The 25389-nt window shown below is 71.4% G+C and carries 20 protein-coding genes; 6 read left to right on the top strand and 14 right to left on the bottom strand.

The annotated features are described in order from the left end of the window. Window positions 1–370: 370 nt before the first annotated feature. From ACSNOG_RS22460 to thyX, 3 genes are all read right to left on the bottom strand, one after another. Window positions 371–2056 (bottom strand): ribonuclease J, encoded by a 1686-nt coding sequence (locus tag ACSNOG_RS22460; protein ID WP_436754496.1) that lies wholly within the window; start codon window positions 2054–2056, stop codon window positions 371–373. 176 nt (window positions 2057–2232) lie between these two features. Then, window positions 2233–3135, bottom strand: a complete 903-nt coding sequence (gene dapA / locus ACSNOG_RS22465) for a 4-hydroxy-tetrahydrodipicolinate synthase (protein WP_436754497.1) — start codon at window positions 3133–3135, stop codon at window positions 2233–2235. Window positions 3136–3379: 244 nt separating this feature from the next. Then, window positions 3380–4129: an FAD-dependent thymidylate synthase gene (gene thyX, locus ACSNOG_RS22470; RefSeq protein ID WP_436754498.1), complete on the bottom strand. Its 750-nt coding sequence runs from the start codon at window positions 4127–4129 to the stop codon at window positions 3380–3382. A gap of 214 nt (window positions 4130–4343) precedes the next feature. On the opposite strand from thyX, the gene ACSNOG_RS22475 reads away from it, so the two are divergent. Both ACSNOG_RS22475 and ACSNOG_RS22480 read left to right on the top strand, forming a co-directional pair. Continuing rightward, window positions 4344–4586: a hypothetical protein gene (locus ACSNOG_RS22475; RefSeq protein ID WP_436754499.1), complete on the top strand. Its 243-nt coding sequence runs from the start codon at window positions 4344–4346 to the stop codon at window positions 4584–4586. A 124-nt stretch (window positions 4587–4710) separates the two neighbouring features. After that, window positions 4711–5274 (top strand): hypothetical protein, encoded by a 564-nt coding sequence (locus ACSNOG_RS22480; protein ID WP_436754500.1) that lies wholly within the window; start codon window positions 4711–4713, stop codon window positions 5272–5274. A gap of 182 nt (window positions 5275–5456) precedes the next feature. Here ACSNOG_RS22480 and ACSNOG_RS22485 read toward each other — a convergent pair whose 3' ends face one another. The 6 genes from ACSNOG_RS22485 to eccD all read right to left on the bottom strand — a co-directional run bounded on the left by ACSNOG_RS22485 (window position 5457) and on the right by eccD (window position 12558). Further along, a complete protein-coding gene (locus tag ACSNOG_RS22485; RefSeq protein WP_436754501.1) occupies window positions 5457–5918 on the bottom strand; it encodes a hypothetical protein in 462 nt (153 codons plus the stop codon). 5 nt (window positions 5919–5923) lie between these two features. Then, window positions 5924–6676 carry a 4-hydroxy-tetrahydrodipicolinate reductase gene (gene dapB, locus ACSNOG_RS22490; RefSeq protein ID WP_436754502.1) on the bottom strand — a complete coding sequence of 251 codons (753 nt, stop codon included), beginning with the start codon at window positions 6674–6676 and terminating at the stop codon, window positions 5924–5926. Window positions 6677–6721: 45 nt separating this feature from the next. Next, on the bottom strand, window positions 6722–8101 hold the full coding sequence (locus tag ACSNOG_RS22495) for a M16 family metallopeptidase (protein ID WP_436754503.1): 1380 nt from the start codon (window positions 8099–8101) through the stop codon (window positions 6722–6724). Then, on the bottom strand, window positions 8098–10323 hold the full coding sequence (locus tag ACSNOG_RS22500; RefSeq protein WP_190021885.1) for a polyribonucleotide nucleotidyltransferase: 2226 nt from the start codon (window positions 10321–10323) through the stop codon (window positions 8098–8100). The genes ACSNOG_RS22495 and ACSNOG_RS22500 overlap by 4 nt, the downstream gene beginning before the upstream one ends. A gap of 265 nt (window positions 10324–10588) precedes the next feature. Then, window positions 10589–10876, bottom strand: a complete 288-nt coding sequence (gene rpsO / locus ACSNOG_RS22505) for a 30S ribosomal protein S15 (protein WP_030369814.1) — start codon at window positions 10874–10876, stop codon at window positions 10589–10591. A gap of 233 nt (window positions 10877–11109) precedes the next feature. Continuing rightward, window positions 11110–12558, bottom strand: a complete 1449-nt coding sequence (gene eccD / locus ACSNOG_RS22510) for a type VII secretion integral membrane protein EccD (RefSeq protein WP_436754504.1) — start codon at window positions 12556–12558, stop codon at window positions 11110–11112. A 248-nt stretch (window positions 12559–12806) separates the two neighbouring features. Between eccD and eccCa the strand changes: the two genes are divergently transcribed. Then, on the top strand, window positions 12807–16787 hold the full coding sequence (gene eccCa, locus ACSNOG_RS22515; protein WP_436754505.1) for a type VII secretion protein EccCa: 3981 nt from the start codon (window positions 12807–12809) through the stop codon (window positions 16785–16787). A gap of 212 nt (window positions 16788–16999) precedes the next feature. After that, window positions 17000–17230: a DUF397 domain-containing protein gene (locus tag ACSNOG_RS22520; RefSeq protein WP_436754506.1), complete on the top strand. Its 231-nt coding sequence runs from the start codon at window positions 17000–17002 to the stop codon at window positions 17228–17230. Between the two features lie 90 nt (window positions 17231–17320). Here the strand turns inward: ACSNOG_RS22520 and ACSNOG_RS22525 are convergent, their stop codons facing one another. The 4 genes from ACSNOG_RS22525 to eccB all read right to left on the bottom strand — a co-directional run bounded on the left by ACSNOG_RS22525 (window position 17321) and on the right by eccB (window position 21450). Continuing rightward, window positions 17321–17629, bottom strand: a complete 309-nt coding sequence (locus tag ACSNOG_RS22525; protein WP_436754507.1) for a WXG100 family type VII secretion target — start codon at window positions 17627–17629, stop codon at window positions 17321–17323. Between the two features lie 113 nt (window positions 17630–17742). Beyond that, entirely contained in the window at window positions 17743–18147 is a 405-nt protein-coding gene (locus ACSNOG_RS22530; RefSeq protein ID WP_436754508.1) for a WXG100 family type VII secretion target, read from the bottom strand. Between the two features lie 118 nt (window positions 18148–18265). Continuing rightward, the gene (gene mycP, locus ACSNOG_RS22535) at window positions 18266–19816 is read right to left on the bottom strand and encodes a type VII secretion-associated serine protease mycosin (RefSeq protein WP_436754513.1); all 1551 of its coding nucleotides are present in this window, start codon (window positions 19814–19816) and stop codon (window positions 18266–18268) included. Between the two features lie 8 nt (window positions 19817–19824). Beyond that, the gene (gene eccB, locus ACSNOG_RS22540) at window positions 19825–21450 is read right to left on the bottom strand and encodes a type VII secretion protein EccB (protein ID WP_436754509.1); all 1626 of its coding nucleotides are present in this window, start codon (window positions 21448–21450) and stop codon (window positions 19825–19827) included. A 182-nt stretch (window positions 21451–21632) separates the two neighbouring features. Here eccB and eccE point away from each other — a divergent pair, with 182 nt between their 5' ends. Both eccE and ACSNOG_RS22550 read left to right on the top strand, forming a co-directional pair. Further along, window positions 21633–22913 (top strand): type VII secretion protein EccE, encoded by a 1281-nt coding sequence (gene eccE / locus ACSNOG_RS22545; RefSeq protein WP_436754510.1) that lies wholly within the window; start codon window positions 21633–21635, stop codon window positions 22911–22913. Then, complete coding sequence (locus ACSNOG_RS22550; protein ID WP_436754511.1) at window positions 22910–23731, top strand: hypothetical protein; 822 nt, start codon at window positions 22910–22912, stop codon at window positions 23729–23731. The genes eccE and ACSNOG_RS22550 overlap by 4 nt, the downstream gene beginning before the upstream one ends. Window positions 23732–23744: 13 nt before the next feature. Here the strand turns inward: ACSNOG_RS22550 and ACSNOG_RS22555 are convergent. After that, window positions 23745–25389, bottom strand: a 1645-nt coding sequence (locus tag ACSNOG_RS22555) for an outer membrane protein assembly factor BamB family protein (RefSeq protein WP_436754512.1), incomplete at its 5' end; no start/stop codon positions are given.

Raw genomic sequence — 25389 nt, forward strand, 5'->3', positions numbered from 1 at the left:
CCTTTGTACTCACCCTCTCGGGCTTTCCTCCGGGCGCTTCCCTTCGTTGTTTCCAACCTTACCAGATCCGTTTTCCGTTCCCCCCGCCTCTCGAAAGAAGCAGTCGGTTCCGAATTCCGTTTCCGGCCCCCTGTTGGAGCGGGGTTTCGCCTTTCAGCTTTCGCTTTCCGGCGGTGATCCCGACTTTATCAGATCGATCCGGTCGGGATTCCCCACCGCCATCGGAACGATCCTTCACGTTCACGAACGTGTTGGGGTTCCCCTTGCGGTGGAGCCGTAAACCTACTGGACGGCCGCGCCCGGATGCAAATCGGTGCCGGGGCGGCCGTCCGTTCGGTTGACGAGGCGTCAGGGACGCCTCGTCACCGGGTCAGACCTCGACGACCACGGGGAGGATCATCGGGCGGCGGCGGTAGGTGTCGGAGACCCACTTGCCCATCGTCCGGCGGACGAGCTGCTGGAGCTGGTGCGGCTCCACGACGCCGTCGGAGGCGGACTTGGCGATCGCTTCCTCGATCTTGGGGACGACCGCCGAGAACGCGGCGTCCTCGATGCCGGAACCGCGCGCCTGGATCTGCGGGCCGCTCACCACCTTGCCCGTCGTGCTGTCGACCACGACGAAGACGGAGATGATGCCCTCGTCGCCGAGGATGCGGCGGTCCTTGAGCGAGGTCTCGGTGACGTCGCCGACCGAGAGGCCGTCCACGTACACGTAACCCGCCTGGACCTTGCCGACGATCTTCGCGGCGCCGTTGACCAGGTCCACGACGACGCCGTCCTCGGCGATCACGATGTGGTTCTTGGGGACACCGGTCAGCGCACCGAGCTCTGCGTTGGCCCGCAGGTGACGCCACTCGCCGTGCACCGGCATGAGGTTCCTGGGCTTGCAGATGTTGTAGAAGTACAGCAGCTCGCCCGCGGAGGCGTGGCCCGAGACGTGGACGCGGGCGTTGCCCTTGTGGACGACGTTCGCGCCCCAGCGGGTCAGGCCGTTGATCACGCGGTAGACCGCGTTCTCGTTGCCCGGAATGAGGGACGAGGCCAGGATGACGGTGTCGCCCTGGACGATCCGGATCTGGTGGTCGCGGTTGGCCATCCGGGACAGGGCCGCCATGGGCTCGCCCTGGGAGCCCGTGCACACCAGCACGACCTCGTCGTCCGGCAGGTCGTCGAGCGTCTTCACGTCCACGACGAGGCCGGCGGGGATCCGCAGGTAGCCCAGGTCGCGGGCGATGCCCATGTTGCGGACCATCGAGCGGCCGACGAAGGCCACGCGGCGCCCGTACTCGTGGGCCGCGTCGAGGATCTGCTGGATGCGGTGCACGTGGCTGGCGAAGCTGGCCACGATGATGCGCTTCTGGGCGCCGGCGAACACCTGGCGCAGGACGCCGGAGATGTCGCGCTCGGGCGGGACGAAACCGGGGACCTCGGCGTTCGTGGAGTCCACGAGCAGCAGGTCGATGCCCTCCTCGCCCAGCTTGGCGAAGGCCGGCAGGTCGGTGAGGCGGCGGTCCAGCGGGAGCTGGTCCATCTTGAAGTCACCGGTGTGCACGGCCATGCCGGCGGGGGTGCGGATGGCGACGGCCAGCGCGTCCGGGATGGAGTGGTTGACCGCGATGAACTCGCAGTCGAAGGGGCCGATGCGCTCGCGGTGGCCTTCGACGACCTCGAGCGTGTACGGCCGGATGCGGTGCTCCTGCAGCTTGGCCTCGATGAGGGCCAGGGTCAGCTTGGAGCCGATCAGGGGGATGTCCGGCTTCTCGCGGAGCAGGTAGGGGACGCCGCCGATGTGGTCCTCGTGACCGTGCGTGAGCACGATGCCGTCGATGTCGTCGAGGCGGTCACGGATGGACGAGAAGTCGGGCAGGATCAGGTCAATTCCGGGCTGCTCCTCCTCGGGGAAGAGCACTCCGCAGTCGACGATCAGCAGGCGGCCGCCGTACTCGAAGACCGTCATGTTGCGGCCGATCTCTCCCAGGCCGCCGAGCGGGGTGACGCGCAGGCCGTTCTCGGGGAGCTTCGGCGGGGGACCGAGTTCAGGATGCGGGTGGCTCAAAAGACTCTCCTCACCACGCACGCCACATGCCCGCAGGACATATGGCGCGCGTGACCTTCGTGCACTTGCAGTTGTTTTTGGATCTTCGGTTTTTCGGTCTTCAGTTGTGTGGTCCGTGCGTATTGAGTTGTGAAGTCGTGGGCGGACCGGTGGTGTGCGGTCCGCGGGGCGGCGGCTCAGCCGAGCTGGACGCCGCCGGCCGTGAGGTCGCGCCGGAGCTGCTCGGTCTCCTGCTCGGTGAGCTCGACGAGCGGCATCCGCACGGGGCCGGCGGGCAGCCCCTGCAGGGCCAGGCCGGCCTTGGTGGTCATGACGCCCTGGGTGCGGAAGAGGCCCGTGAAGACGGGGAGCAGCTTCTGGTGGATCTCGGTGGCCTTGCGGACGTCACCGGCCAGGAAGGCGTCGGTCATGGCGCGCAGGTCGGCGGCGACGAAGTGGCCGGCGACGGAGACGAAGCCGACGGCGCCGACGGCGAGCTGCGGCAGGTTCAGCATGTCGTCGCCGGAGTACCAGGCGAGTCCGGAGCGGGCGATGGCCCAGCTCGTCGCGCCGAGGTCGCCCTTGGCGTCCTTGTTGGCGACGATGCGGGGGTGGTCCGCCAGCCGGACGAGGGCCTCGGTGTCGATGGCGACGCCGCTGCGGCCGGGGATGTCGTAGACCATCACCGGGAGGCCGGTGGCGTCGGCGACGGCGGTGAAGTGCCGGACCAGGCCCTCCTGCGGGGGCTTGTTGTAGTACGGCGTGACGACGAGGAGGCCGTGCGCGCCCGCCTTCTCGGCGGCGCGGGCCAGCTCGGCGCTGTGGCGGGTGTCGTTGGTGCCGGCTCCGGCGACGACGTGGGCGCGGTCTCCGACCGCCTCGACCACGGCCCGTACGAGCTGGGCTTTCTCCGCATCGCTGGTGGTCGGGGACTCGCCGGTGGTGCCGTTGACGATGAGGCCGTCATTGCCGGCGTCCACGAGGTGGGCGGCGAGCCGCTGAGCGCCGTCGAGGTCGAGGGCACCGTCAGCGGTGAAGGGCGTGACCATGGCGGTCAGGACCCGCCCGAAGGGCGTCTGCGGTGTGGAGGTCGGAGCCATGAGGGTCACGCTACTCGTTGCTCACCGTGAGGTGCCCCCTCGGGGAGTGCCAAAGGGATCCCGGCACTGCCTGCTCGGGGGTTCAAGCAGTGCCGGGTCCGTCTTTTCAGACTAGATTAAAGCCCTGAAAAGCCGCAATACGGACACTGTAGTTACCGGGCCGTACGGCACCCCGGAGCCGGCGACGAAGCCGCCCGGCCCGAGGGGTGCCGCCGAGGATCGCCCGGTCGCAGAGACCGCCCGGTCAGGGGGCGACGCGGCCGTTCTTGTTGAACGCGGCGTACGTGAGGGGCATGAGCTTCGCCCACTCCGCCTCCATCTTCTCGCCGACCATCTCGATCTCCCGCTGCGGGAAGGACGGCACGGCCGCCTGCTCGTGCTGCGTGCGCAGGCCGAGGAAGTGCATCAGCGAGCGGGCGTTGCACGTGGCGTACATCGAGGAGAACAGGCCGACGGGCAGCACCGAGCGCGCGACCTCGCGGGCCACGCCGGCGGCCAGCATCTCCTGGTAGGCCTCGTAGGCCTCGCGGTAGGTGTTCTCCATGACGCGCGTGGTGAGCTCGTGCTGCGCGTCGGTGCCCTCGACGAAGACGTACTTGCCGGGGCGGCCCTCCTGGACCAGCTTGCGCTCGGCGTCCGGGACGTAGAAAACGGGCTGCAGCTCGCGGTAGCGACCGGACTCCTCGTTGTACGACCAGCCCACGCGGTGGCGCATGAACTCGCGGAAGACGAAGATCGGGGCGCTGATGAAGAAGGTCATCGAGTTGTGCTCGAAGGGGCTGCCGTGGCGGTCGCGCATCAGGTAGTTGATCAGCCCCTTGGACCGCTCCGGGTCCTTGGTGATCTCTTCCAGGGACTGCTCGCCGGCGGTGGAGACGCGGGCCGCCCACAGCACGTCGGAGTCGGCCGCGCTGTGCTTGACCAGCTCGACGGTCACGTCACCGCGGAACGTGGGCTTGGCTTCCTTGGCGGTCTCGGTGGGGCTGTCGGTCACCGGCGGGGTCCTTCCAGTTGCGTGGCTCGGGGCGGCGCCCAGCCTACGGGCCGCCACTGACACTCGGCCGCCGACGGCCCCGCCCGGGCGGCGCAAGCTGCCCACTGGTTGAGATTTTTCACAGAAGTCGGCGAAAACGGGCACCATCCGCCCGCTGCGATCGTCCTTACGTACGACAGCAGCAGTTTTCGAGGTTCCTAGGAGAGCCCCCATCATGTTCCGCCGGCGAGAGCCCGTGCCGTTCGCCTTCGTCGCCGAGGCAGAGCGCTACCGCAGCAACGTCACGCCGCCGCCCCGAGAACGCCCGAGCCGCTCGCAGCTGGCCGGTCGTGTGCTCGTGGGTCTCACGGTGACGACGGGGCTGGTCGGGGCGCTGCTGTTCGGAATGCCGTCGCTGCAGCCGAGCCCGCAGGACACGCACCAGTCGCAGCGTTCCGAGGCCTCGGACGGCCGCTGACCTGCGGATGATCATGACGGGCGGGATCCGGCGCACCTACCCTGGTGTGTTCGGGTCCCGCCCTTTTCTATAGCCTCACCGGGCACAGCCATTCGAGCGTGCGTGCTAACGAGTGAGGAAATTCGTGCCCCTGCCCTTTCTGACCGCTGACCGCGACGCCGAGGAGCTCGCGCCTGCCGCCGGGGCCGCCGCCCCGCCCACCGGGGACGAGGACCTCGCCCGCTGGCGCCGTCCCTACCGCCCGGGGCCGTGGCGCGTCGGCGTCACCGCGCTGTTGCTGCTGCTCGCCTCGTACGTGCTCTTCGCGGCGATGATCATTGCCGTGGCCGGCTCCCTGCCCGGGGCGGGCGTCTGCGTCGGCATCGCCGTACTGCTGATCGTCCTGGCCGTGCGCCTCGTGCGGGCCGGAGTGTGGGTGAGCGAGCACGGCCTGCGGCACGTGCGGCTGCTGTCCGCGAAGACGGTGCCCTGGACCCGGGTGACGGCCGTGCGCACCACGCAGCAGCCCGTGCGGTGGCTGGGTCTCCCCCGCACCGTGCAGGGGCAGGCGGTCGTCGTGGAGCGCGCGGACGGCGCTCCCCTGACCACCCTGGTGACCGACCACGGGGCGGACTTCCTCGGACGGCCTCAGGCGTTCGCCATGGCGTGCGACGCGGTCGAGGGCTGGGCGGCGGACTTCCGCCGCTGACGACGCCACGGACGCTACGGACGCTACGGACGCTACGGACGCTACGGACGCCGTAAGAACTGCGGAGTCCGTAAAAACAGGACTGCGGATGCCGCAAAAATGCCGCACGGGGCGGCGGGCTGATGAGCCCGCCGCCCCGTGCGGCTTACTACGGCGTCCGCAGCGTCCTGTGCGGGTGAGTCCTATACGGCGTCCGCCCGCAGCGGCTTCCTGTCGTGCAGGGCGATCGCCCGCTGCATGGCCTTGCGGGCGCGGGGGGTGTCCCGGGCGTCGTGGTAGGCGACGGCCAGCCGGAACCAGGTGCGCCAGTCGGACGGGGCGTCCTCCGTCTCGGCCTTGCGCCGGGCGAAGACGGCGTCCGCGGAGTCCCGGTCGATGCGCCCGGAGGGGGTGCGTACCAGGTCGTCCACCGGCAGCCCTCCCTCGGCCTCCAGCTCCCGCGCCAGCCGGTTGGCGTCGCGCGCGAACTTGGTGGTCTGGTAGAGGAACCAGGCACCGATGAACGGCAGGACGAGCACCGCGGCCCCGAAGGCGATGGTGACGGCGGTGCCCTGCTGGATGAGCATCACCCCACGGCTGCCGACCAGGACGAAGTAGACGACCAGGACGGCGGCCAGGGCGAAGTAGACGATTTTGGCGCGCACGGTGCTCAGCCCAGGTCCAGGAAGTGTTCCAGGCCGAACGTCAGGCCCGGGGTGGTCACGACGCGGCGCGCGCCGAGCAGGATGCCCGGCATGAAGCAGCTGTGGTGCAGCGAGTCGTGCCGGATGGTGAGCGTCTCGCCCGTGTCGCCGAAGAGCACCTCCTGGTGGGCCAGGAGGCCGCGGAGGCGTACGGCGTGCACGGGCACCCCGTCGACGTCCGCGCCGCGCGCGCCCTCCAGGGCGGTCGTCGTCGCGTCGGGCTGCGGGGCGCAGCCCGCCTCGCGCCGTGCGGCGGCGATGAGCTGCGCGGTGCGGGTGGCCGTGCCGGAGGGGGCGTCCGCCTTGTTGGGGTGGTGCAGCTCGACGACCTCGACGGACTCGAAGAAGCGGGCCGCCTGCTGGGCGAAGGCCATGGTCAGGACCGCGCCGATGGAGAAGTTCGGGGCGATGAGCACGCCCGTGGAGGGCGACGCCGCGAGCCAGGAGTTCAGCTGCGCGAGGCGCTCCTCGGTCCAGCCGGTGGTGCCGACGACGCCGTGGATGCCGTTGCGCACGCAGAACTCGAGGTTCTCCATGACCGAGTCGGGGTGCGTCAGCTCGACCACGACCTGGGCTCCCGCCTCGGTCAGGGCCTCCAGCCGGTCGCCCCGGCCCAGCGCGGCCACCAGCTCCATGTCCTCGGCGGCTTCGACGGCCCGTACGGCCTCGGAGCCGATACGGCCCTTGGCTCCGACGACCGCGACGCGCAGCTTGCTCATCGTCCCTGCTTCCCTCTACAGCGGTGAACTACATCCCGCGGTGAACTAAGAAACGGCCTCGTGCAGGCGCGCGGCCTGCTTGTCCTTCAGCGGGCCGATGACCGACAGCGAAGGACGCTGCCCCAGTACATCGCGGGCCACTTCGCGGACCTCGTCCGGGGTGACGGCCGAGATGCGCGCCAGCATGTCGTCGACGGACATCTGGTCGCCCCAGCACAGCTCGCTCTTGCCGATGCGGTTCATGAGCGCGCCGGTGTCCTCCAGGCCGAGGACGGTGGAGCCCGCGAGCTGCCCCACGGCGCGGCTGATCTCCTCGTCCGGCAGACCCTCCGAGGCGACCTTGTCGAGCTCGTCGCGGCAGATCTTCAGGACGTCGTGGACCTGGCTCGGGCGGCAGCCGGCGTAGACGCCGAAGAGGCCGCAGTCGGCGTAGCCCGAGGTGTAGGAGTAGACCGAGTAGGCCAGGCCGCGCTTCTCCCGGACCTCCTGGAAGAGCCGCGAGCTCATGCCGCCGCCGAGGGCGGTGTTGAGCACGCCGAGCGCCCAGCGGCGGTCGTCCGTGCGCGACAGGCCGGGCATGCCGAGGACGACGTGCGCCTGCTCCGTCTTGCGGCCGAGGACCTCCACGCGGCCGGCGGTGCGGATGGTGCGGGCGCCGGAGCGCGGGCCGACGGGCGTGGCGTCCGTGCGGTTCAGGGCGCCGGCGCGGTCGAAGGCGGCGCGCACCTGGCGGACGACCTTGGCGTGGTCGACGTTGCCCGCGGCGGCCACGACGAGGCGCGTCGGGTCGTAGTGCTTCTTGTAGAAGCGGGCGATCTGGTCGCGCGTGAGGGCGTTGATGGTGTCGACGGTGCCGAGGACGGGGCGGCCCAGGGGCGTGTCGCCCAGCATGGTGTGCGCGAACAGGTCGTGCACGCAGTCGCCGGGGTCGTCCTCCGTCATCGCGATCTCTTCGAGGATCACTCCGCGCTCGGCGTCGACGTCGGCGGCGTCGATCAGCGATCCGGTGAGCATGTCGCAGACGACGTCGATGGCCAGCGGCAGGTCGGTGTCGAGCACGCGCGCGTAGTAGCACGTGTACTCCTTGGCCGTGAACGCGTTCATCTCGCCGCCGACGGCGTCGATGGCCGAGGAGATGTCGAGCGCGCTGCGCTTGGCCGTGCCCTTGAAGAGCAGGTGCTCCAGGTAGTGGGTGGCGCCGTTGAGGGCCGGGGTCTCGTCGCGGGAGCCGACGTTGGCCCAGATGCCGAAGGTCGCCGAGCGCACGGACGGCAGGGTCTCGGTGACGATGCGCAGGCCGCCCGGGAGGGTGGTGCGGCGGACCGTACCGATGCCGTTCTCGCCCTTGAGGAGCGTTTGGGTACGGGCGACGGCCCGCCCCTCCGAGGAGGTGCGGGCCGTCTTCCGTGTACTACGGGACGTCACTTGGCGGACTCGTCCTTGGTCTCGTCGGCCTTGTCGCCGTCCTCGCCCTCGATGACGGGAACGAGGGAGAGCTTGCCGCGCTGGTCGATCTCGGCGATCTCGACCTGGACCTTCTGGCCCACGCCGAGCACGTCCTCGACGTTCTCCACGCGCTTGCCGCCGGCGAGCTTGCGGATCTGCGAGATGTGCAGCAGACCGTCCTTGCCCGGCATGAGGGAGACGAAGGCACCGAAGGTGGTGGTCTTGACGACCGTACCCAGGTAGCGCTCGCCGACCTCGGGCATGGTCGGGTTGGCGATGCCGTTGATCGTGGCGCGGGCGGCCTCGGCGGCCGGGCCGTCGGCAGCACCGATGTAGATGGTGCCGTCGTCCTCGATCGTGATCTCGGCGCCGGTGTCCTCCTGGATCTGGTTGATCATCTTGCCCTTGGGGCCGATGACCTCGCCGATCTTGTCCACGGGGATCTTGACGGTGATGATCCGCGGGGCGTTGGGGGACATCTCGTCCGGCGTGTCGATCGCTTCCATCATCACGTCGAGGATGTGGAGGCGGGCGTCGCGGGCCTGCTTGAGGGCCGCGGCCAGGACGGAGGCCGGGATGCCGTCCAGCTTGGTGTCGAGCTGGAGGGCGGTCACGAACTCCTTGGTGCCGGCGACCTTGAAGTCCATGTCGCCGAAGGCGTCCTCCGCACCGAGGATGTCGGTGAGGGCGACGTAGTGCGTCTTGCCGTCGATCTCCTGGGAGATCAGGCCCATGGCGATACCGGCGACGGGGGCCTTCAGGGGCACACCGGCGTTCAGCAGCGACATGGTGGAGGCGCAGACCGAGCCCATGGACGTCGAGCCGTTGGAGCCCAGCGCCTCGGAGACCTGGCGGATGGCGTAGGGGAACTCCTCGCGCGTCGGCAGGACGGGCACGATGGCCCGCTCGGCCAGGGCGCCGTGGCCGATCTCGCGGCGCTTCGGCGAACCGACGCGGCCGGTCTCGCCGACGGAGTACGGCGGGAAGTTGTAGTTGTGCATGTAGCGCTTGCGGGTCACCGGGGAGAGGGTGTCCAGCTGCTGCTCCATGCGGAGCATGTTGAGGGTGGTGACGCCCAGGATCTGGGTCTCGCCACGCTCGAACAGGGCGGAGCCGTGCACGCGCGGGATGGCCTCGACCTCGGCGGCGAGCGTACGGATGTCCGTCACGCCACGGCCGTCGATCCGCTTCTTCTCCTTGATGACGCGCTCACGGACCAGGGACTTGGTCAGCGAGCGGTACGCGGCGGAGATCTCCTTCTCGCGGCCCTCGAACTCCGGCAGGAGCTTCTCGGCGGCGATCTCCTTGACGCGGTCGATCTCGGTCTCGCGCTCCTGCTTGCCGGCGATGGTGAGCGCCTGGGCGAGCTCGTCGCGGACGGCCTTGGTCAGGGCGGCCAGGACGTCGTCCTGGTAGTCCAGGAAGACCGGGAACTCACCCTCGGGCTTGGCGGCCTTGGAGGCGAGCTCGGACTGGGCGCGGCACAGCACCTTGATGAAGGGCTTCGCGGCCTCGAGACCGGCGGCGACGACCTCCTCGGTGGGGGCGTCGGCGCCGTCCTTGACCAGCTGGATGGTCTTCTCGGTGGCCTCGGCCTCGACCATCATGATCGCGACGTCGCCGTCCTCCAGGACGCGGCCGGCCACGACCATGTCGAAGACGGCGTCCTCGAGCTCGGTGTGGGTCGGGAACGCGACCCACTGGCCCTTGATCAGAGCGACGCGGGTGGCGCCGATCGGACCGGAGAAGGGCAGGCCCGCGAGCTGCGTGGAGCAGGAGGCGGCGTTGATCGCGACCACGTCGTACAGGTGGTCGGGGTTGAGCGCCATGATCGTCTCAACGATCTGGATCTCGTTGCGCAGGCCCTTCTTGAAGGAGGGGCGCAGCGGCCGGTCGATCAGACGGCAGGTCAGGACCGCGTCCTCGGAGGGACGGCCCTCACGGCGGAAGAAGGAGCCGGGGATCTTGCCGGCCGCGTACATGCGCTCCTCGACGTCCACCGTCAGGGGGAAGAAGTCGAGCTGGTCCTTGGGCTTCTTGGAAGCCGAGGTGGCCGACAGCACCATGGTGTCGTCGTCCAGGTACGCCACGGCGGAACCGGCGGCCTGCTTGGCCAGGCGGCCCGTCTCGAAGCGGATGGTGCGGGTGCCGAAGGCGCCGTTGTCGATGACGGCCTCGGCGTAGTGGGTCTCGTTCTCCACCAGGGATATCTCCTCGTCTACGTCCCGGCCCGTGTGGCGGGGACGATGGCGGAGAAGCGTCTGTGCTGGCCGGTCTTCGATCGAAGCACCCGGATTTCCCTGATCCGGGGGCCACTACCGAGGACCGGCGGCGAGCTGAGCGCTCCTCCTCATACGGTTCGGCGTAGGTGCCGTTGTGGAAACCAGACTACAAAGCTTCTGCTCTCCACGAGATACGCAAAGGGAGCGGCCCCCAGTCGGTGGGAACCGCTCCCTTCACGGTGTCTTACTTGGCGCCGGCGGCACCGCGGCGGATGCCGAGGCGCTCGACCAGGGCGCGGAAGCGCGTGATGTCCTTCTTGGCCAGGTACTGCAGCAGGCGGCGACGCTGACCGACCAGGAGCAGCAGACCACGACGGGAGTGGTGGTCGTGCTTGTGCATCTTGAGGTGCTCGGTCAGGTCCGCGATACGGCGGGTGAGCATCGCAACCTGGACCTCGGGGGAGCCGGTGTCGCCCTCCTTGGTGGCGAACTCGGCCATGATCTGCTTCTTCGTAGCGGCGTCGAGCGACACGCGATACTCCTTCTGAGTGTCTTTTGGCCACCGAGTGCCCTTGGTCTCTTTCTCAAGGGAGCTTCCGTTACTCGGGAGGCGGGGTCCGCTGGGCGCTGTCCCCAGAGACCCGCGAAGGGCGCTCCGGAGGCGCGTACACAAACGGCCGTTGCACAGAGTACCAGCCCGGACCAGCCCTCCGGCCGGAAGGGCCTGGGGCGGGGCCTGGGGCGGCGCGCCTGCTCCGTCCGGCTCTATCCGGCCGACAGGCCGCGCGCCGCCGCGTACAGGTCGAGGACGGCGAGGCACAGCGGGACGAGCGCGAGGAGGAGGGCGCTCTCGGCCAGGTCGGAAACACGCCCCCAAAAAGGTGACAGGCCGCGGGCGGGGACGATCAGCGCGACGGCGGTGAGCAGGGCGCCACCAAGGGTTACGGCTGCGGCGAGCCAGAGCGTGCGGACGTCGGGAGAGCCTTCGCCCGCGCCGGTGGCCGGCTGGAGGGCGAGGCCGAGGACGAGCAGGGCGAGGGCGGCCAGGCCCGCGCCGAGGACGGCGGCGACCTGCGCGGTGTAACGGAAGAGGCGGGCGCGCAGCAGCATCGCGAGACCGGCGGTCAGGGCGAGGAGGCGGGGCCACGGGCTGCTGCCGGCGGCGAAGGCGAGGACGGCCGCGGAGGCCGTCACGAGGGCCGCACAGCCGCCTACGAGCCCGAGCAGCAGCTCGTGGCCACGGCGGACCTGCGCGGCGACGAGAGCGGCGTCCACGGGCTCGGGCCCCCGGCCGCCGCGGGAGGCGGGGGACCCGGCGGTCGCGGAGCGGGGCGCGGCGTAGCCGATGGGGAGGCGGGCGGCGCGGGCGGACAGGCCGGGCAGGAAGGCGACGGCCCCTATGGCGACGACGGCCACGACGGCGGCGGTCTCGGACGGCCCGGCCCCGGTGAAGATCGCGCAGAAGGCGGCCACGGTGCCGGTGGCCGCGGCGGTCAGGGCGGCGACAAAGGGGGCGTCACCGGTGGGGACGGCGGCCACGAGCACGGTGGAGGCCACGACGACGGCCGCGCAGCCCAGCAGGAACTGCAGCCGGCCGGCCCCTTCGCCCGGCCCGGGGCCGAGGATGCCGGATCCGGCGATCATCATGTGCGGAAGGGCGGCCAGGCCGAGGGCGACGGCGGAGGCGCGGTCGGCGTAGACCCGGGCCCGTACGCCCGCGAGGGCCGTCAGCAGCACGCCGGTGGCGGCAGCGACGGCGCCGGGCAGGCCGTGCATGTCGTGCCGGACGGGGTCGGCGAACCACAGGACGAGGCCCATGAGGGCGAGGAGCAGCGCCCCGCCCGCCAGGCCGCAGGACCGCAGCAGGCCGTCGCTCCACAGCGTGTGGTCACGGGTGACGGCGGAGGCGATGGCGTCGCTGACGTCGTCGTGCACGGCGGGCGGCAGCGACTCCGCGAAGGGGCGCAGCGCGAGCAGGTCGCCGTCCAGGACGTGCTGGGCGGTGAGCGAGCGGGCGCTGTCGAGGACGGTCCCGTCGCGGCGCACGAGGTGGTAGCCGGTGGGGGTGCCGGCGGGCTGGGTCTGCCCGGTCAGGCGCAGGATCTCCGGGTACACGTCGGCGACGGCGATGTCGTCCGGCAGGGCGACGTCGATCCGGCTGTCGGGCGCGACGACGGTCACTCGGCAGAAGCCGGTCGCAGCGGACGTACTCACCTATGAGGCCCCTTGATTCGCTCTGCACGACGGTGCGGCCGGGCCGGCCGGGCGGCAGCGGCCCCGCGCGCTCACGCACATGGCTGTGCGACTTCTTCACTGTGCACGGATGTGCGGCCACCCTATCGGGGCGGTGTGCCCGTACGCCGATAGGATCACCGTTCCGCACAAGGGCCCGCACCGTCGGGGAGACGGGCCGCCGCCCCGTGCGGAAATGTCCTTGCCGTGCGGAGGGGTTGAGGCATCCGGTGAGCCAGATCGTGGTCAGTCGTCCGCCGAGGGCCCTGCCGCCGGAGGTACCCGGCGAGGAGGTCCGGCTGGAGGCGCCGCCGGAGCTCCCGAGGGACCGTCAGGAGGGGCTGCTGATGCAGCTCCTGCCGACGCTCGGGATGGCCTCGTCGATGGTGTACTTCTTCATGCCGGGCGCCGCCCCCATGATGAAGATCATGGGCGTCCTGATGATGTGTTCGACGCTCGGCATGACCGTCGCGATGGTCGTGCGGCACCGTCAGGGAACGCAGGGACGGACCGCGGACCTGCGCCGCGACTACCTCAAGTACCTCGCGCAGACGCGGCGCGCGGTGCAGCGCACCGCCAAGGCGCAGCGTGACGCGCAGTTCTACCTGCACCCCTCCCCCGACCAGCTGTGGTCGGTGGTGGCCGGAGGCACGCGTCTGTGGGAACGGCGCGCCACGGACGAGGACTTCGCGCAGGTGCGCATCGGACTGGGCACGCAGCAGCTCGCTACGCCCCTGGTGGCGCCGGAGACGGCGCCGGTGGACGAACTGGAGCCGCTGGCGACGGGCGCCATGCAGCAGTTCCTGGCGACGCACGGCGCGCTGGACGGGATGCCGGTGGCACTGTCGCTGCGCGCCTTCTACCACCTGACGCTGTCGGGCGAGCCGGAGACGGTGTACGGCACGGCGCGGGCGCTGGTGGCCCAGCTGGTGACGCTGCACTCGCCGGACGACCTCGTCGTGGCCGTCGTGGCCGCACGAGGCGCGGCACCGTCCTGGGAGTGGACGAAGTGGCTGCCTCACGTACAGGTGCCCGGGGCCGTGGACGGAGCCGGTGCGCGGCGTCTGATCGGCGACGACCTGGCGGAGCTGGAGGAGCTGCTGCGGCCGCGCCTGGAGGGGCGTACGCGCTTCAGCCGGGACGGACGGCCGCTGCTGGACCAGCCGCACGTGGTGGTGGTGCTGGACGGTGCCGTGGTGCCGGCGGACTCGGTGCTCGCGGCGCCCGAGGGGCTGCAGGGCGTGACCGTCGTCGAGGTGGTGACGGGAGAGCTGGGCGAGCCGCGCGGCGGGCTGTCGGCCGTGGTGCGGCCGGGGTCGCTGCGGCTGGAGTCTCAGGTCGCCGTCTACGAGGGGGTGCCGGACACCCTCGCCGTGGAGGCTGCCGAGGCGCTCGCGCGGCAGCTGGCGCCGCTGCGCCTGGGCACGGGTGACGACGGCGAGGAGCCGCTGCTGGCGAACCTGGACTTCACCGACCTGCTCGGGCTCGGCGACGCGGGCTCGGTGGACGTGGCGCGCACGTGGCGCCCGCGGTCGGCGGCGGAGCGGCTGCGCGTGCCGATCGGCGTCAGCGAGGACGGCGCTCCGGTGATGCTGGACCTCAAGGAGGCGGCACAGGAGGGCATGGGGCCGCACGGGCTGTGCGTCGGCGCGACGGGCTCCGGCAAGTCCGAGCTGCTGCGCACGCTGGTCCTGGGGCTCGCGGTCACGCACAGCTCCGAGACGCTGAACTTCGTCCTCGCCGACTTCAAGGGCGGCGCGACCTTCGCGGGCATGTCGCAGATGCCGCACGTCGCGGCCGTCATCACCAACCTCGCCGACGACCTCACGCTGGTCGACCGCATGCGCGACTCGATCACCGGGGAACTGCAGCGCCGGCAGGAGCTGCTGAAGGCCTCGGGCAACTACGCCAACCTCCACGACTACGAGAAGGCGCGGGCCGCGGGTGCCGCGCTGGAGCCGCTGGCCTCACTCGTCCTGGTGATCGACGAATTCAGCGAGCTGTTGACGGCGAAGCCCGACTTCATCGACATGTTCATCCAGATCGGCCGCATCGGCCGCTCCCTGGGCGTGCACCTGCTGCTGGCCTCGCAGCGCCTGGAGGAGGGCCGGCTGCGCGGTCTGGAGACGTACCTGTCGTACCGGATCGGCCTGCGCACGTTCTCCGCGGCGGAGTCCCGCACGGCGCTCGGGGTGCCGGACGCGTATCACCTGCCGTCGGTGCCGGGCTCCGGCTACCTGAAGTTCGGTACGGACGAGATGACGCGCTTCAAGGCCGCGTACGTCTCGGGCGCCTACCGGGCGAACGCGGGCACGGGGCCCGGCATGGGGCCGGGCATGGGGCCCGGCGCGGGGCAGCTGCCGATCGAGCGCCGGCCGGTCCTGTTCACCGCCGGGCCCGTCCCCGTCACGTACACCGCCCCGGCGCCCGCGACACCCGCCTCGTCCGGCCCGGGTGACGACGCGCTGGCCGACACCGTCCTCGACGTGATCGTGCGCCGGCTCGACGGCCAGGGCCCGCCCGCCCACCAGGTGTGGCTGCCGCCGCTGGAGCGGTCCGCGGCCCTCGACGAGCTCCTGCCGCCGCTCTCGGCCGAGCCGGGCCGCGGCCTGACGGCACCGGGCCATCCGCGCCTCGGCCGCCTCGCCGTCCCGATCGGTCTGGTCGACAAGCCCTTCGAGCAGCGGCGCGACGTCCTGTACCGCGACTTCTCGGGCGCGGCGGGCAACATGCTGATCGTCGGCGGCCCGCAGTCCGGCAAGTCGACGCTGCTGCGGACGCTGGTGTCGGCCTTCGCGCTGACGCACACGCCGGCCGAGGTGCAGTTCTACGGACTGGACTTCGGTGGCGGCGGCATGAGCGCCGTCGACGGCCTGCCGCACGTGGGCGGAGTGGCGTCCCGGCTCGACCCCGAACGCGTGCGCCGCACGGTCGCCGAGGTGTCGGGCATCCTGGCCCGCCGCGAGGAGTACTTCCGGGCGCACGGGATTGATTCCATCGGCACCTACCGGCGGCTGCGGGCGACGGGCGAGATCACCGACCAGCCGTGGGGCGACGTCTTCCTGATCGTCGACGGGTGGGCCGGCTTCCGGCAGGAGTACGAGATGCTGGAGGGGGTCGTCGCCGACCTCGCGGCGCGCGGCCTGGGTTACGGCGTCCACGTCGTGGTCACCGCCTCCCGCTCCATGGAGGTGCGCGCCTCCCTCAAGGACCAGCTCCTCAACCGGCTGGAGCTCCGCCTCGGCGACACCATGGACTCGGACTTCGACCGCAAGGTCGCCGCGAACGTCCCCGCCGGGGTGCCCGGCCGCGGCCAGCTCCCCGAGAAGCTCCACTTCATGGCCTCGCTGCCGCGCATCGACTCCGGCAGCGACCCCGAGACCCTCACGGACGGCACCGCCGCCATGGTCCGCGCCGTCAGCGAGGCATGGGGCGGCCCCGGCGCCCCCGGCGTGCGGCTCCTGCCGCACCGGCTGCGCGCCGACGACCTGCCCAAGGGCTTCGAGCATCCGCAGCAGGGCGTGGCCTTCGGCATCGACGAGGCCGGCCTCGAACCGGTCTTCGCCGACTTCGAGAGCGACCCGTTCTTCCTCGTCTTCGGCGAGAGCGAGTCCGGCAAGACGGCCCTGCTGCGGCTCCTCGCCCGGCAGATCACCGAGCGGTACGGCCCGGACGAGGCGAAGATCGTGGTCGGCGACTACCGCCGTACGCTCCTCGACGCCGTCCCCGGCACGCACCTGCTGGAGTACGCGCCGACCGCCTCGGCCCTGACGGTGCACGCCGACGCCCTCAACCGCCTCATGGAGCGGCGCGCCCCGCAGCCCGACATCACGCCGCAGCAGCTGCGCGACCGCAGCTGGTGGTCGGGCCCGCGCTTCTTCGTCATCGTCGACGACTACGAGCTCGTCTCGGCGGGCAGCGGCAACCCGCTGGCCGTCCTGACCGAGAACCTCCCCTTCGCGCGCGACGTGGGGGTCCGCTTCATCATCGCGCGCAGCTCCGCCGGAGCGTCCCGGTCGCTGTACGAGCCCTTCATGCAGCGTGTGAAGGAGCTGGGGGCCCAGGGCGTCCTGCTGTCCGGCGACCCCGGCGAGGGCGACCTGCTCGGCGGCGTGCGGCCGCAGGCGATGCCGCCGGGGCGCGGGTACTTCGTATCGCGGAAGAGGGGCGTGTCGCTGGTTCAGGTGGGATGGCTGCCGGAAGAGCTGTGAGCGGTGCAGGTGCGGTGGCTGCCGGGCATTCTCCCCCTCGCCCGGCCTTCCCCACGAGCACTTTGCGAATCACCTCTGCTGCGGATCCATCCGGAGTACGCTGCTCACGAATGCCGGACCTGCAGGCGTTGTTGTCGTCCCCGCAGGTGTCAACTGGCCTCACTGCACGGCGATCCCGCGGAATAGCGCACCCGAAAGGCGGCCCCTGCCCGATGGACGAACGCGAGAAGGACGAGCTGTACGCACGCGACATCTCCGGTCTCGAATGGCTGAGTGCGCCCGAGGCCAAGGACGACGAGGAGCGCGTCGAGATCGCCTACTTCTCCGACGGGGCCGTGGCCATGCGGTCCTCGACCGACCCCGACACCGTGCTGCGCTACACCCCCGCCGAATGGCGGGCGTTCGTGCTGGGTGCGCGTGACGGCGAGTTCGACCTGAAGTAGGCCGGCAGGCATACGCATGTGAGGGGCGGCCGCCGGATTCCCGGCCGGCCGCCCCTCACATGCCGTATCCGTTCACGGCACGCCGGCGGTTCAGTAGCTGATGTCGAAAAGCTGCGACGCCTTCTTGTCGGTGGCGTGGAAGTGCTCGCCACCCTTGAGCACCAGGTCCGCGACCTGCTTGAGCGTCTCCTGGATGTGCGCGCTCCGCCGCCGGAACTCCGCGTCCACCTGCAGCATCATCTGGTGGGCCTCGCCCTCCCAGCCGGCCGCGACCTTGTTCACGGCGCTGCGCATGAACTCCAGCTCACGCTCGATCACACCCGCGGCCTTCTTGATGTCGGCGGCCGTGGTCTGAAGGGAGCCGTAATTGACTACGAGCTCTCCGCCCTGGTCTGCCATGTGTCCCCACCCTCTGTGGTGCTGTTCGAAGCCGAATAATGTGGCGGGCCTTGGCGCCCGGCCGGATCCGTACCGATTCAGTACCGGATGACCACTACCGGATGACTACCGGATCAGTAGTGGTCGATCCCGCTGGACGGCGCGCCGTGCGCTCCGGGGGCGGACGCGGAAGCAGCAGCGGAGGTCGTCCCGGCCCCTCCGCCGCCGATGTCGAGGCCCTTCATCTGAGCGGCGATCTCCGCGTCGGTCGCGCCGGAGGCCCGGTGCGTCAGGACGACGGCCTCACGTACCCGGTCGATCATGCGGCGCACCCGGTCGTGGTCGTCGTTCAGATCGCTCTGCGCCTTGCGGAAAGCCCGGTGCGCTTCGCCCTTCCACGACGAGCCGCCGTCCAGGGTGGCGATGACGTTCGCCAGCTGGCGAAGGTTCGCCGAGAAGTGTGAACTGGTCTTGTCGATGGCGTCCGTGAAGGACTTGAACGCCTCGTCACTGACCTTCTGCCTGTCGTTCTCCGACATGTTCCGCCTTTCCCCCCGAGGGGCGTTGTTCGCCACGCCCACGAAAGGCGCCAAAAGCCACTCTAACCACTCCGGATGCACACCCCAACTGCGCGCACCTCACGGCCCTTTGACACCCTTACGTGCCGCGCGTGGTTCTGCGGCGCCGGTGTTCCCGTCCCACGACCGCCACCCCGGCGATCGTCACGACGAGCACGGCGGCGCCACCGAGCGCGTACGTGGCGAGGCGCTCCTTCCGCTGCTGCGGCGACTCCCCCACGGCCAGGGGGGCCACGGAGGGGGCGCGGACGCTGCGGGCCACCGGCCCGGACGGCGTGACGCGGTCAACGGGGTGCGCGTCGTCCGTGAGGGCGCGGACGGGATCGACGACGCCCCACCCGACGTAGGGGTCGTGGCCCTTGGTGGCGCGCTCCGCGGTCTGCTCGATCTGGGCGACGACCTGGTGCTGCTTCCAGTCGGGGTGCTTGGCGCGGATGAGGGCGGCCACTCCGGCCACGTAGGGGGCGGAGAAGCTGGTGCCGTTGTCGACGCACTGGCCGCCCAGAGGGACGGTGGAGACCATCTCGACGCCGGGCGCGGCGACGCCGACGAACTCGCCGGGCTGGGAGAAGACGGCGCGCTCGTTGTTGCGGTCGGAGGCGCCGACCGCGAGGACGCCCTTGTACGCGGCCGGGTACGTCTTCTTGACGTCACCGCCGAGGCCGTCGTTGCCCGCCGAGGCAACGACGACGACGTCCTTCTCCAGTGCTTCCTCCACGGCCCGTTCCAGGTCGGAGTCGTGCTGCAGGGCCTTCGTGGTGTCCTGGGAGATGTTGATGACGCGCGCTCCCGCGGCGACGGCCAGGCCGATGCCCTGCGCCAGGGTCCGGGAGGTGCCGGTGCCCTTCTCGTCGTTCTGGCGGATCGGGATGATGACCGACTCGGGTGCGATGCCGACGAACCCGCTGCCGGGGGACGGGCGGGCCGCGATGATGCCGGCGACCTTGGTGCCGTGTCCCACCAGGTCGAGGGTCGGGTCGGGCTTGGGCTTCACCGGTTCCTTCTCCGCCGGCTTGTCGGGGGCCTTCTCCGGGCTCTTCGACGGGCTCGGCTCCGCGGACTTCTCCGGCTTCCCGGGCTCGTCCTTCTTCTCCCCGGACGGGGAGGCGGACGGCGCTCCGGCCTTCGGTGTGCTCTTGTTCCCGTCCTGCTTGCGGTCCCCGTCCGTCTTCCGGTCCTTCCCCCCGTCCGACGGGCCGGGTGACGGCCCTGGGGCGGGCGCATGGGGCGCGTCCTGCGCGTTCGCCCGCACACCCGTCCTGTCTCCGGCCGCCGCCTCCGGCATGCCCGTGAGGAGGTCGGCTCCGCTCTCGACGTCGACGGCACCCTTAAGCTGCGGGTTGCGGATGTCGACGCCCGAGTCGATGACGGCGACGCGGACCGGGCGGCCCGCGCTGTCGCGGCCCTTGGTGTCCTGCCAGAGCCGGTCGAGGAGGATCCGCTGGAGCGACCAGGGGGTGCCCTTGATGGTCTTTGCGGGATAGGTGCACTCGCCGCTGCCGTCCAGGTTCACCGCGACGGGTGATGCCACCGCTGCCGGAGGCGACGGTACGGAGGGGGGCACGGCAACCGGAGCCGCTGCGAGCAGCGTCGCCAGGGCGGCGTTGAGGACTGTCGTCGTGGACGGCATCAGGTGCCTCACGACCCCTGCGGCTGGCGGGCGCTGTTGGTGTCCAGACGCGGCCCGGTGGGCAGGAACTGCGACCAGTTCGCGGGCACGGGCAGGGGGTTCACCTTTCCGTAGCCGAGCCGGGTGCGGGCCTGGTCGGACTCGGCCGGTCCGGCGGGCCCCGTTCCGGCCCCGCCCGGCCCAGTCCCGCCCGGCTCCGTCCCGTCCGGCTCCGTCCCGTCCGGGCCGGCCGAGGGCGTCGCCTTCGCGCCGATCTTCGACTTGCCCGCACCGCTGTCGTTGTTGGACTGCACGGCGTAGCGCAGCCCGGTGTCGGTGACGAGGAAGACCGACCCGCTGTTGGTCTGTCGCCCCGTGACCTGGCGGTAGAGCAGCCCCGAGCCCGGGGTGACGTACGCGCTGGTGGCGCCGTCGGGGATGGTCGCCGGGTAGTTGTCGCCGGCCCAGGTGGCGAGTTCGGGGGCGCCTCCGGCGGTCATGCCGCTGAAGATGCTGCAGACGGTGTGGTGGGTGTCGTTCGACGGCCCGAGGAAGTTGGCTTGCCGGGGCACCTGGGAGGGCCAGCGGTACTGCCCGTAGAACTCGTCGTCCGCCGGGGTGAAGGCGGCCGCGCTCACCCGCTCCGGTACGCCGGCCTGGTTGAGTGGGGCCAGCTTCCTGCTGTTGAGGAGCAGCTTCGCGACGAGCGGCGTGACGCGCCGGACCTTGCCGCGCAGCACGACGTAGTTCTGCGTGCCGTTGCCGGTGGGTGCTTCGAGGACCGTGCCGATACGGTCGGCCTTGGCGGGCAGGGTGCCCACGCCCGCGTCCGCTCCGATGCCGTCGCCGATCTCGGGAAAGACGATGGGCGCGCCGTCGTGGAGGGTGTCCAGCCAGTCCTTGGTGACGGGCTGCGGCTTGGCTCCGTCGTTGAAGACGGAGCGCAGGAGCAGGTTGTGCTCGGAGGGGTCGGCAGACTTCCAGTCCGCGCCGCCGAGCAGGTACTTGGTACCGCCGGGGTCGGCGAGGTAGCGGGCGCCGTCCGGGCCCTGCACGTAGAGCGCCTGGTTGCCCCGCAGGCGCTGTTCGCCGGTGAGCTTCTTCAGCTTGGGATCGCGTCCGGCGAACAGGAAGACGGCCTTCTGGGTGGTCCGGCCGCCGGCACCGGGCTGTTCGCAGACCGCCCAGTGCTTCTGTTTGCCCGCCTCGTCCGAGCCGGGCATGCGGTCGGGCGCGTAGGGGATGCCGAGCGTCGGGCCGCGCGGGATGCGGCCGTTGTCGAGCTCCTCCTCCTTCACCTTGAGGACGGAGGACTTCTCGGGAGTGAGGAGCAGCTTCGCGGAGGCGAAGTTCAAGACGGGGTGCAGTTGCTTCTTCCCGTCCGTCACCAGCACGACGTAGCGGGTGGTGGACTGGCTGCCGACGATGACGTGCGCTTCCTCGTCGTCCCAGCCCTTGGGCGCGGTCGGCCTGAACACGCCCCATGCGCCGAATCCCGCGATCAGCACCGCCCCGGCGACGAGACCCGGCAGGACGGCCCGCAGGGGGCGCGGGGCTCCCTCCTCCGTGCCGTGGGGCGAGGGCTGCAGGAAGGCCGCGACGGTGCGCTTCCTCGCGAAGATGTAGGCGTTGAGCTCATCCCGCCGTGATGCCATGTGTAGCCGCTTCTCCCTCGGTCTCGTCGCCGGTCGACAGGCACTGCGCTCGGTCCGGTTGTCGTACCGGCCCCCTACTATGCCGGTAGGGATCAACGGGTCCGTCAGGGCCCGGGGTGCCGATCCGGATTTCCCGCCCGGCTGCGTATGCGGCCGGCGACGGCTGAGGGGCTGTGACGGTCATGGGTGCCGCAACGCGCGTACGGGCGCCGGGAAGTGCCGCTCCCGGGGCAGGCGTGGCCGCCCCGCGCGCGGCGGCGCGGGGCGGGCGCGTGGGGCCGGTGCGGCTGCAGCAGCTGGTGCTGGCCGAGGTCGCCGTGGCGCTGGTGCTGCTCGCCTGGCCGGCCGGGCCGGTGCTGCTGGCACCGGCCGTCGTGGTGGCCGTGGTGCTGGTGTCGCTCGCGCTGGTGCACCGCGGGCAGCGGCCGCTGGCTGAGTCCCTGGCGGCCTCCATGGCGCTCCGGGGCCGCGCCCGCCGGGCGGCCCCGGCGGAAGCGGGCACGGATCCGGCGATGGCCCCGGTCGTGGAGTGCGAACCGTCCCTGAGGACGGGCACTTTCACGGACCGCGGGCAGCGCGGGGTCGGCCTGGTGGGTGACGGCACGTTCGTGTCGGTGGTCCTGCGCGTCGACGCCGTGGACGCCCCGCTGCGCCCGCTGCGGGCCGAGAAGGCGCTGCCGCTGTCCCTGCTGCGGGACGCCCTGGATGTCGACGGCATCCGGCTGGAGTCCGTGCAGGTGGTGCAGAGCACCCTGCCGGCGCCCGCCCCGCACCTGCCCTCCGATTCCTTGGCCGCGCGGAACTACGCACCGCTGCAGGCCCTGTCGGGTGCGCCCGCGGTCCGGACGACGTGGGTGGCGCTGAAGCTCGACCCGGAGCTGTGCCCGGAGGCCGTCGAGGCGCGCGGCGGGGGCGAGGAGGGGGCCGGCCGCTGCGTGGTGCGGGCGGCGGACCAGTTGGCGAGCCGGCTGCAGGGAGCCGGATTCCGGGCGGTGCTGCTGTCCGAGGGCGAGCTGACGACTGCCATATCCACGGCGGCGAACGTCAATCCGGTGGCCTCCGCGCAGGCCGCCCGCACGGCCGCACCCGTGCGGCGGACGCTGGAAAGCGCCCGGACGCTGCGGTGCGACGACCGCTGGCACACCACCTACTGGGTCGCGCGCTGGCCGCAGCTCGGCCCGGGGGCCGCTGCCCTGCCGCAGCTCGCCGCCCTGCTCACCTCTCTGCCCGCACTGTCGACGACCCTGAGCCTGACGCTGGGGCGAGGGCACATGCGCAACGGGCGCCACGCACCGACGCTGACGGCACACGTCCGCGTCACCGGCCGCAGCGCCGACGAACTGGCGGCGACCCGGCGGGGCCTGCAGCAGGCCGCTCGCTCCGTACGGACCGGGCTGGTGCGTCTCGACCACGAGCAGGCCCCCGGCATGCTCGCCACCCTGCCGCTGGGAGGTACGCGGTGACGACCCCTACGACGCGCTCGCCGGGGCCGGGCACCCCTCCCGGCTCCGCGGTCGGTGCCGGCCTTGTGGCCGGTGTCGTGTCCGGTGCCGGTGTCGTGTCCGGTGCCGGCACCGGCCGGTCGCGGTTCGGCCTCGGTCTGCTCGGGCCACGGCGCGGGCGGCACGAGCTCGCGCCCGAGGAGTTCGAGGCGCTGGAGCTGCCCGTCGGTGACGACGGCGTGGTCATCGGCACCGACCCCCAGGAGGCGCCGGCCGTCCTCGGGGTGGCCCGCCCCACGCCGTTCGAGGCCGTCCTGATCGGCGGCGCGTGGACGGCACAGGTCATCGCCCTGCGCACCGTCGGCACGGGCGCCCGGGTCGCCGTGGAGTCGGGCCGCCGCGCGTTGTGGACCACGCTCGCCCAGGCCGCCAACAGCGGGCAGCAGTGCGTGACCCTGCACGATGTCGGACGGGTGCCTCCGCAGGGCCCGTCGGTGCACGCCCCCGTCCTGGTCGTGCGCGACTGCGGCGCGCGGCCGCCCCGCGGCCGGGGCATGACGGCGCCCTGGCAGTCCGTCCTGACGCTGCTGCCCTACCTGGGGCCGGATGCGCCGCGCCTGCTGGGCAACGCGGACCTCGTCGGCGTCCAGCGGGTCTCACCGGAAGAGGCGCAGCAGCTCGGCCGCCTCCTCCGGCTGCCTCAGGCGGACGTCGAGGCGCTGCCCGCCCTCCCCGAAACGGTGACGCTGTGGTGCGCCGGACGGTCGCGGACGTACGTCGACGTGCGGGCGACGGATGCCGAGACGAGGCTCCTGGGCGCCCCTCGCCGCATGGACTGACCCGCCGCACGCCTCATGCGGCATGCCGCATGCCGCATGCCGCATGCCGCATGTGCTGACCCGCCGCATCGAGTGACCGGCTGCGCGGACCGACCGGCTGCGCGGCAGGGAGCGCCCGAGGGGCGCCGTCAGCCCTTGCCGAAGGCGAGGAGCAGCTTGTTGGCGTCCGTGCCTGCGGAACTGCTGCCCGACAAGCGGGTGGTGGCTTGAAGAGGCGGTCCCCCTCGTACAGGTACCTCGCGCTGAAGAACATGTTCTCGGCGTTCATGGTGGCCTTCGGGGCCTGCAGCACGACCTTCGGATCGCCGTCGGGGCCGATGCTCACGACGGCGCCCGCCTTGTCGTACGACGGCTTCCGGTACGCGTAAACCTTGTCGCCCTCCGCCCGGAGCGGCATGAGCTCGGGCTTGGCCCTCTTCGACGCCCACTTGCGCTTGCCGGTGTCGAGGTCGAAAGCGTGGATCTCGTTGCCGGTCGAGTAGCTGTCCTCGCCGCCGGTCGGCAGGTAGAGGGTGTTGTCGGTCGCGGCGACGCCCTGGCAGCCGCCCAGGTCGTGTCCCATGATCGACAGGCCGCAGGTGGGCGCGTAGGTGTCCTTGCCGAGGTCGATGACCGAGCGCTCCTTGCCGTCCTTGAGGGCGATGACGGCAGCGCTCTTCTTGTCCTCGGAGGAGAGGGAGACGACGGCCGGCTCGCTGGAGTAGATCTTCTTGGTCTCCAGGCCCTTGCGGCCGTCGTACGTCCACTCGGGCTTGCCGGTGGAGGTGTCGAGCTTCTCGATGTGCGAGGTCTCGTCGCTGACGCACCGCCACGAGCGCAGCATCGCCTTGCCGCCCGCGAACCCGTCGACGGAGCAGCCGGCCTCCAGGCCGGGGGTGGAGATGGGCTCCCCGTCGCTCACCCTGAGCATGCCGGAGCCGCCGAACCACGCCGCGGCGACCGCGTTTCCGCTGAGGGCCATGTCGAGGCCGATGAAGCTCTCTGCGAAGCCGCCCGCCTTGGGGATCGGCTTGTCCCAGCCCTTCTTGCCCTCCTTGAGGTCGAGCATGGCGTAGTTGCCGCAGGTGTCCTTCGTGTCGCCGTCGTAGGCCACGACGACCTTGCCGTCGTCCGTGACGTGCGCGGGCGCCGCGCAGACCCTCTTGGGCAGGGTGATGGTCCACTTCTCCTTGCCGTCGGAGGTGGAGTAGGCGACGACCTTCTCCTGAACGGTCTTCACGACGTAGTCGCCGAACGCCCACACGCCGGGCACGGCGGAGCCGGCGCGCTCGACCCGGGGGCCGTCCTGGTTGACGAGGATCTTCGCCTCGCCCTCCTGGCGGCCGCTGTTGGGATCGTCGTCGTCCTCCGCCTCGCGCAACCCGGCCGTACCGCCGGTGTCACCACCGGTGCTCTCCATCTTCCCGGGCGAGGCACTTGCGGAGGCCTGGGGCGGGCGCGGGTCGTCGCCGCCACTGCCGGCGAGGGCCCATACGCCGCCCCCTGCTGCCAGCAGGACGGCGACGGCCGCACCGATGACGAGAGCCGTCCGCTTCTTGTCCGCTCCCCCGGCAGGGGGCCCGGCGGGAGGCGGGGCGCCGAAGGGCTGCCCCGGGGGCGGGTAGGCGCCGTACGGCCCGGGCTGCTGCGCGTACGGATTCGAGTTGAGCGCCGGGTAC

It is taken from the genome of Streptomyces sp. URMC 124, assembly GCF_051386455.1.
Taxonomy (GTDB): Bacteria; Actinomycetota; Actinomycetes; order Streptomycetales; family Streptomycetaceae; genus Streptomyces.

Bases quoted from the DNA above. Each gene is read 5' to 3' on its own strand.
- dapA (WP_436754497.1), bottom strand. From the start codon at position 3,135: ATGGCTCCGACCTCCACACCGCAGACGCCCTTCGGGCGGGTCCTGACC.
- ACSNOG_RS22475 (WP_436754499.1), top strand. From the start codon at position 4,344: ATGTTCCGCCGGCGAGAGCCCGTGCCGTTCGCCTTCGTCGCCGAGGCA.
- dapB (WP_436754502.1), bottom strand. From the start codon at position 6,676: ATGAGCAAGCTGCGCGTCGCGGTCGTCGGAGCCAAGGGCCGTATCGGC.
- ACSNOG_RS22520 (WP_436754506.1), top strand. From the start codon at position 17,000: ATGGACGAACGCGAGAAGGACGAGCTGTACGCACGCGACATCTCCGGT.
- ACSNOG_RS22525 (WP_436754507.1), bottom strand. From the start codon at position 17,629: ATGGCAGACCAGGGCGGAGAGCTCGTAGTCAATTACGGCTCCCTTCAG.
- ACSNOG_RS22530 (WP_436754508.1), bottom strand. From the start codon at position 18,147: ATGTCGGAGAACGACAGGCAGAAGGTCAGTGACGAGGCGTTCAAGTCC.
- mycP (WP_436754513.1), bottom strand. From the start codon at position 19,816: ATGCCGTCCACGACGACAGTCCTCAACGCCGCCCTGGCGACGCTGCTC.
- eccB (WP_436754509.1), bottom strand. From the start codon at position 21,450: ATGGCATCACGGCGGGATGAGCTCAACGCCTACATCTTCGCGAGGAAG.
- eccE (WP_436754510.1), top strand. From the start codon at position 21,633: ATGGGTGCCGCAACGCGCGTACGGGCGCCGGGAAGTGCCGCTCCCGGG.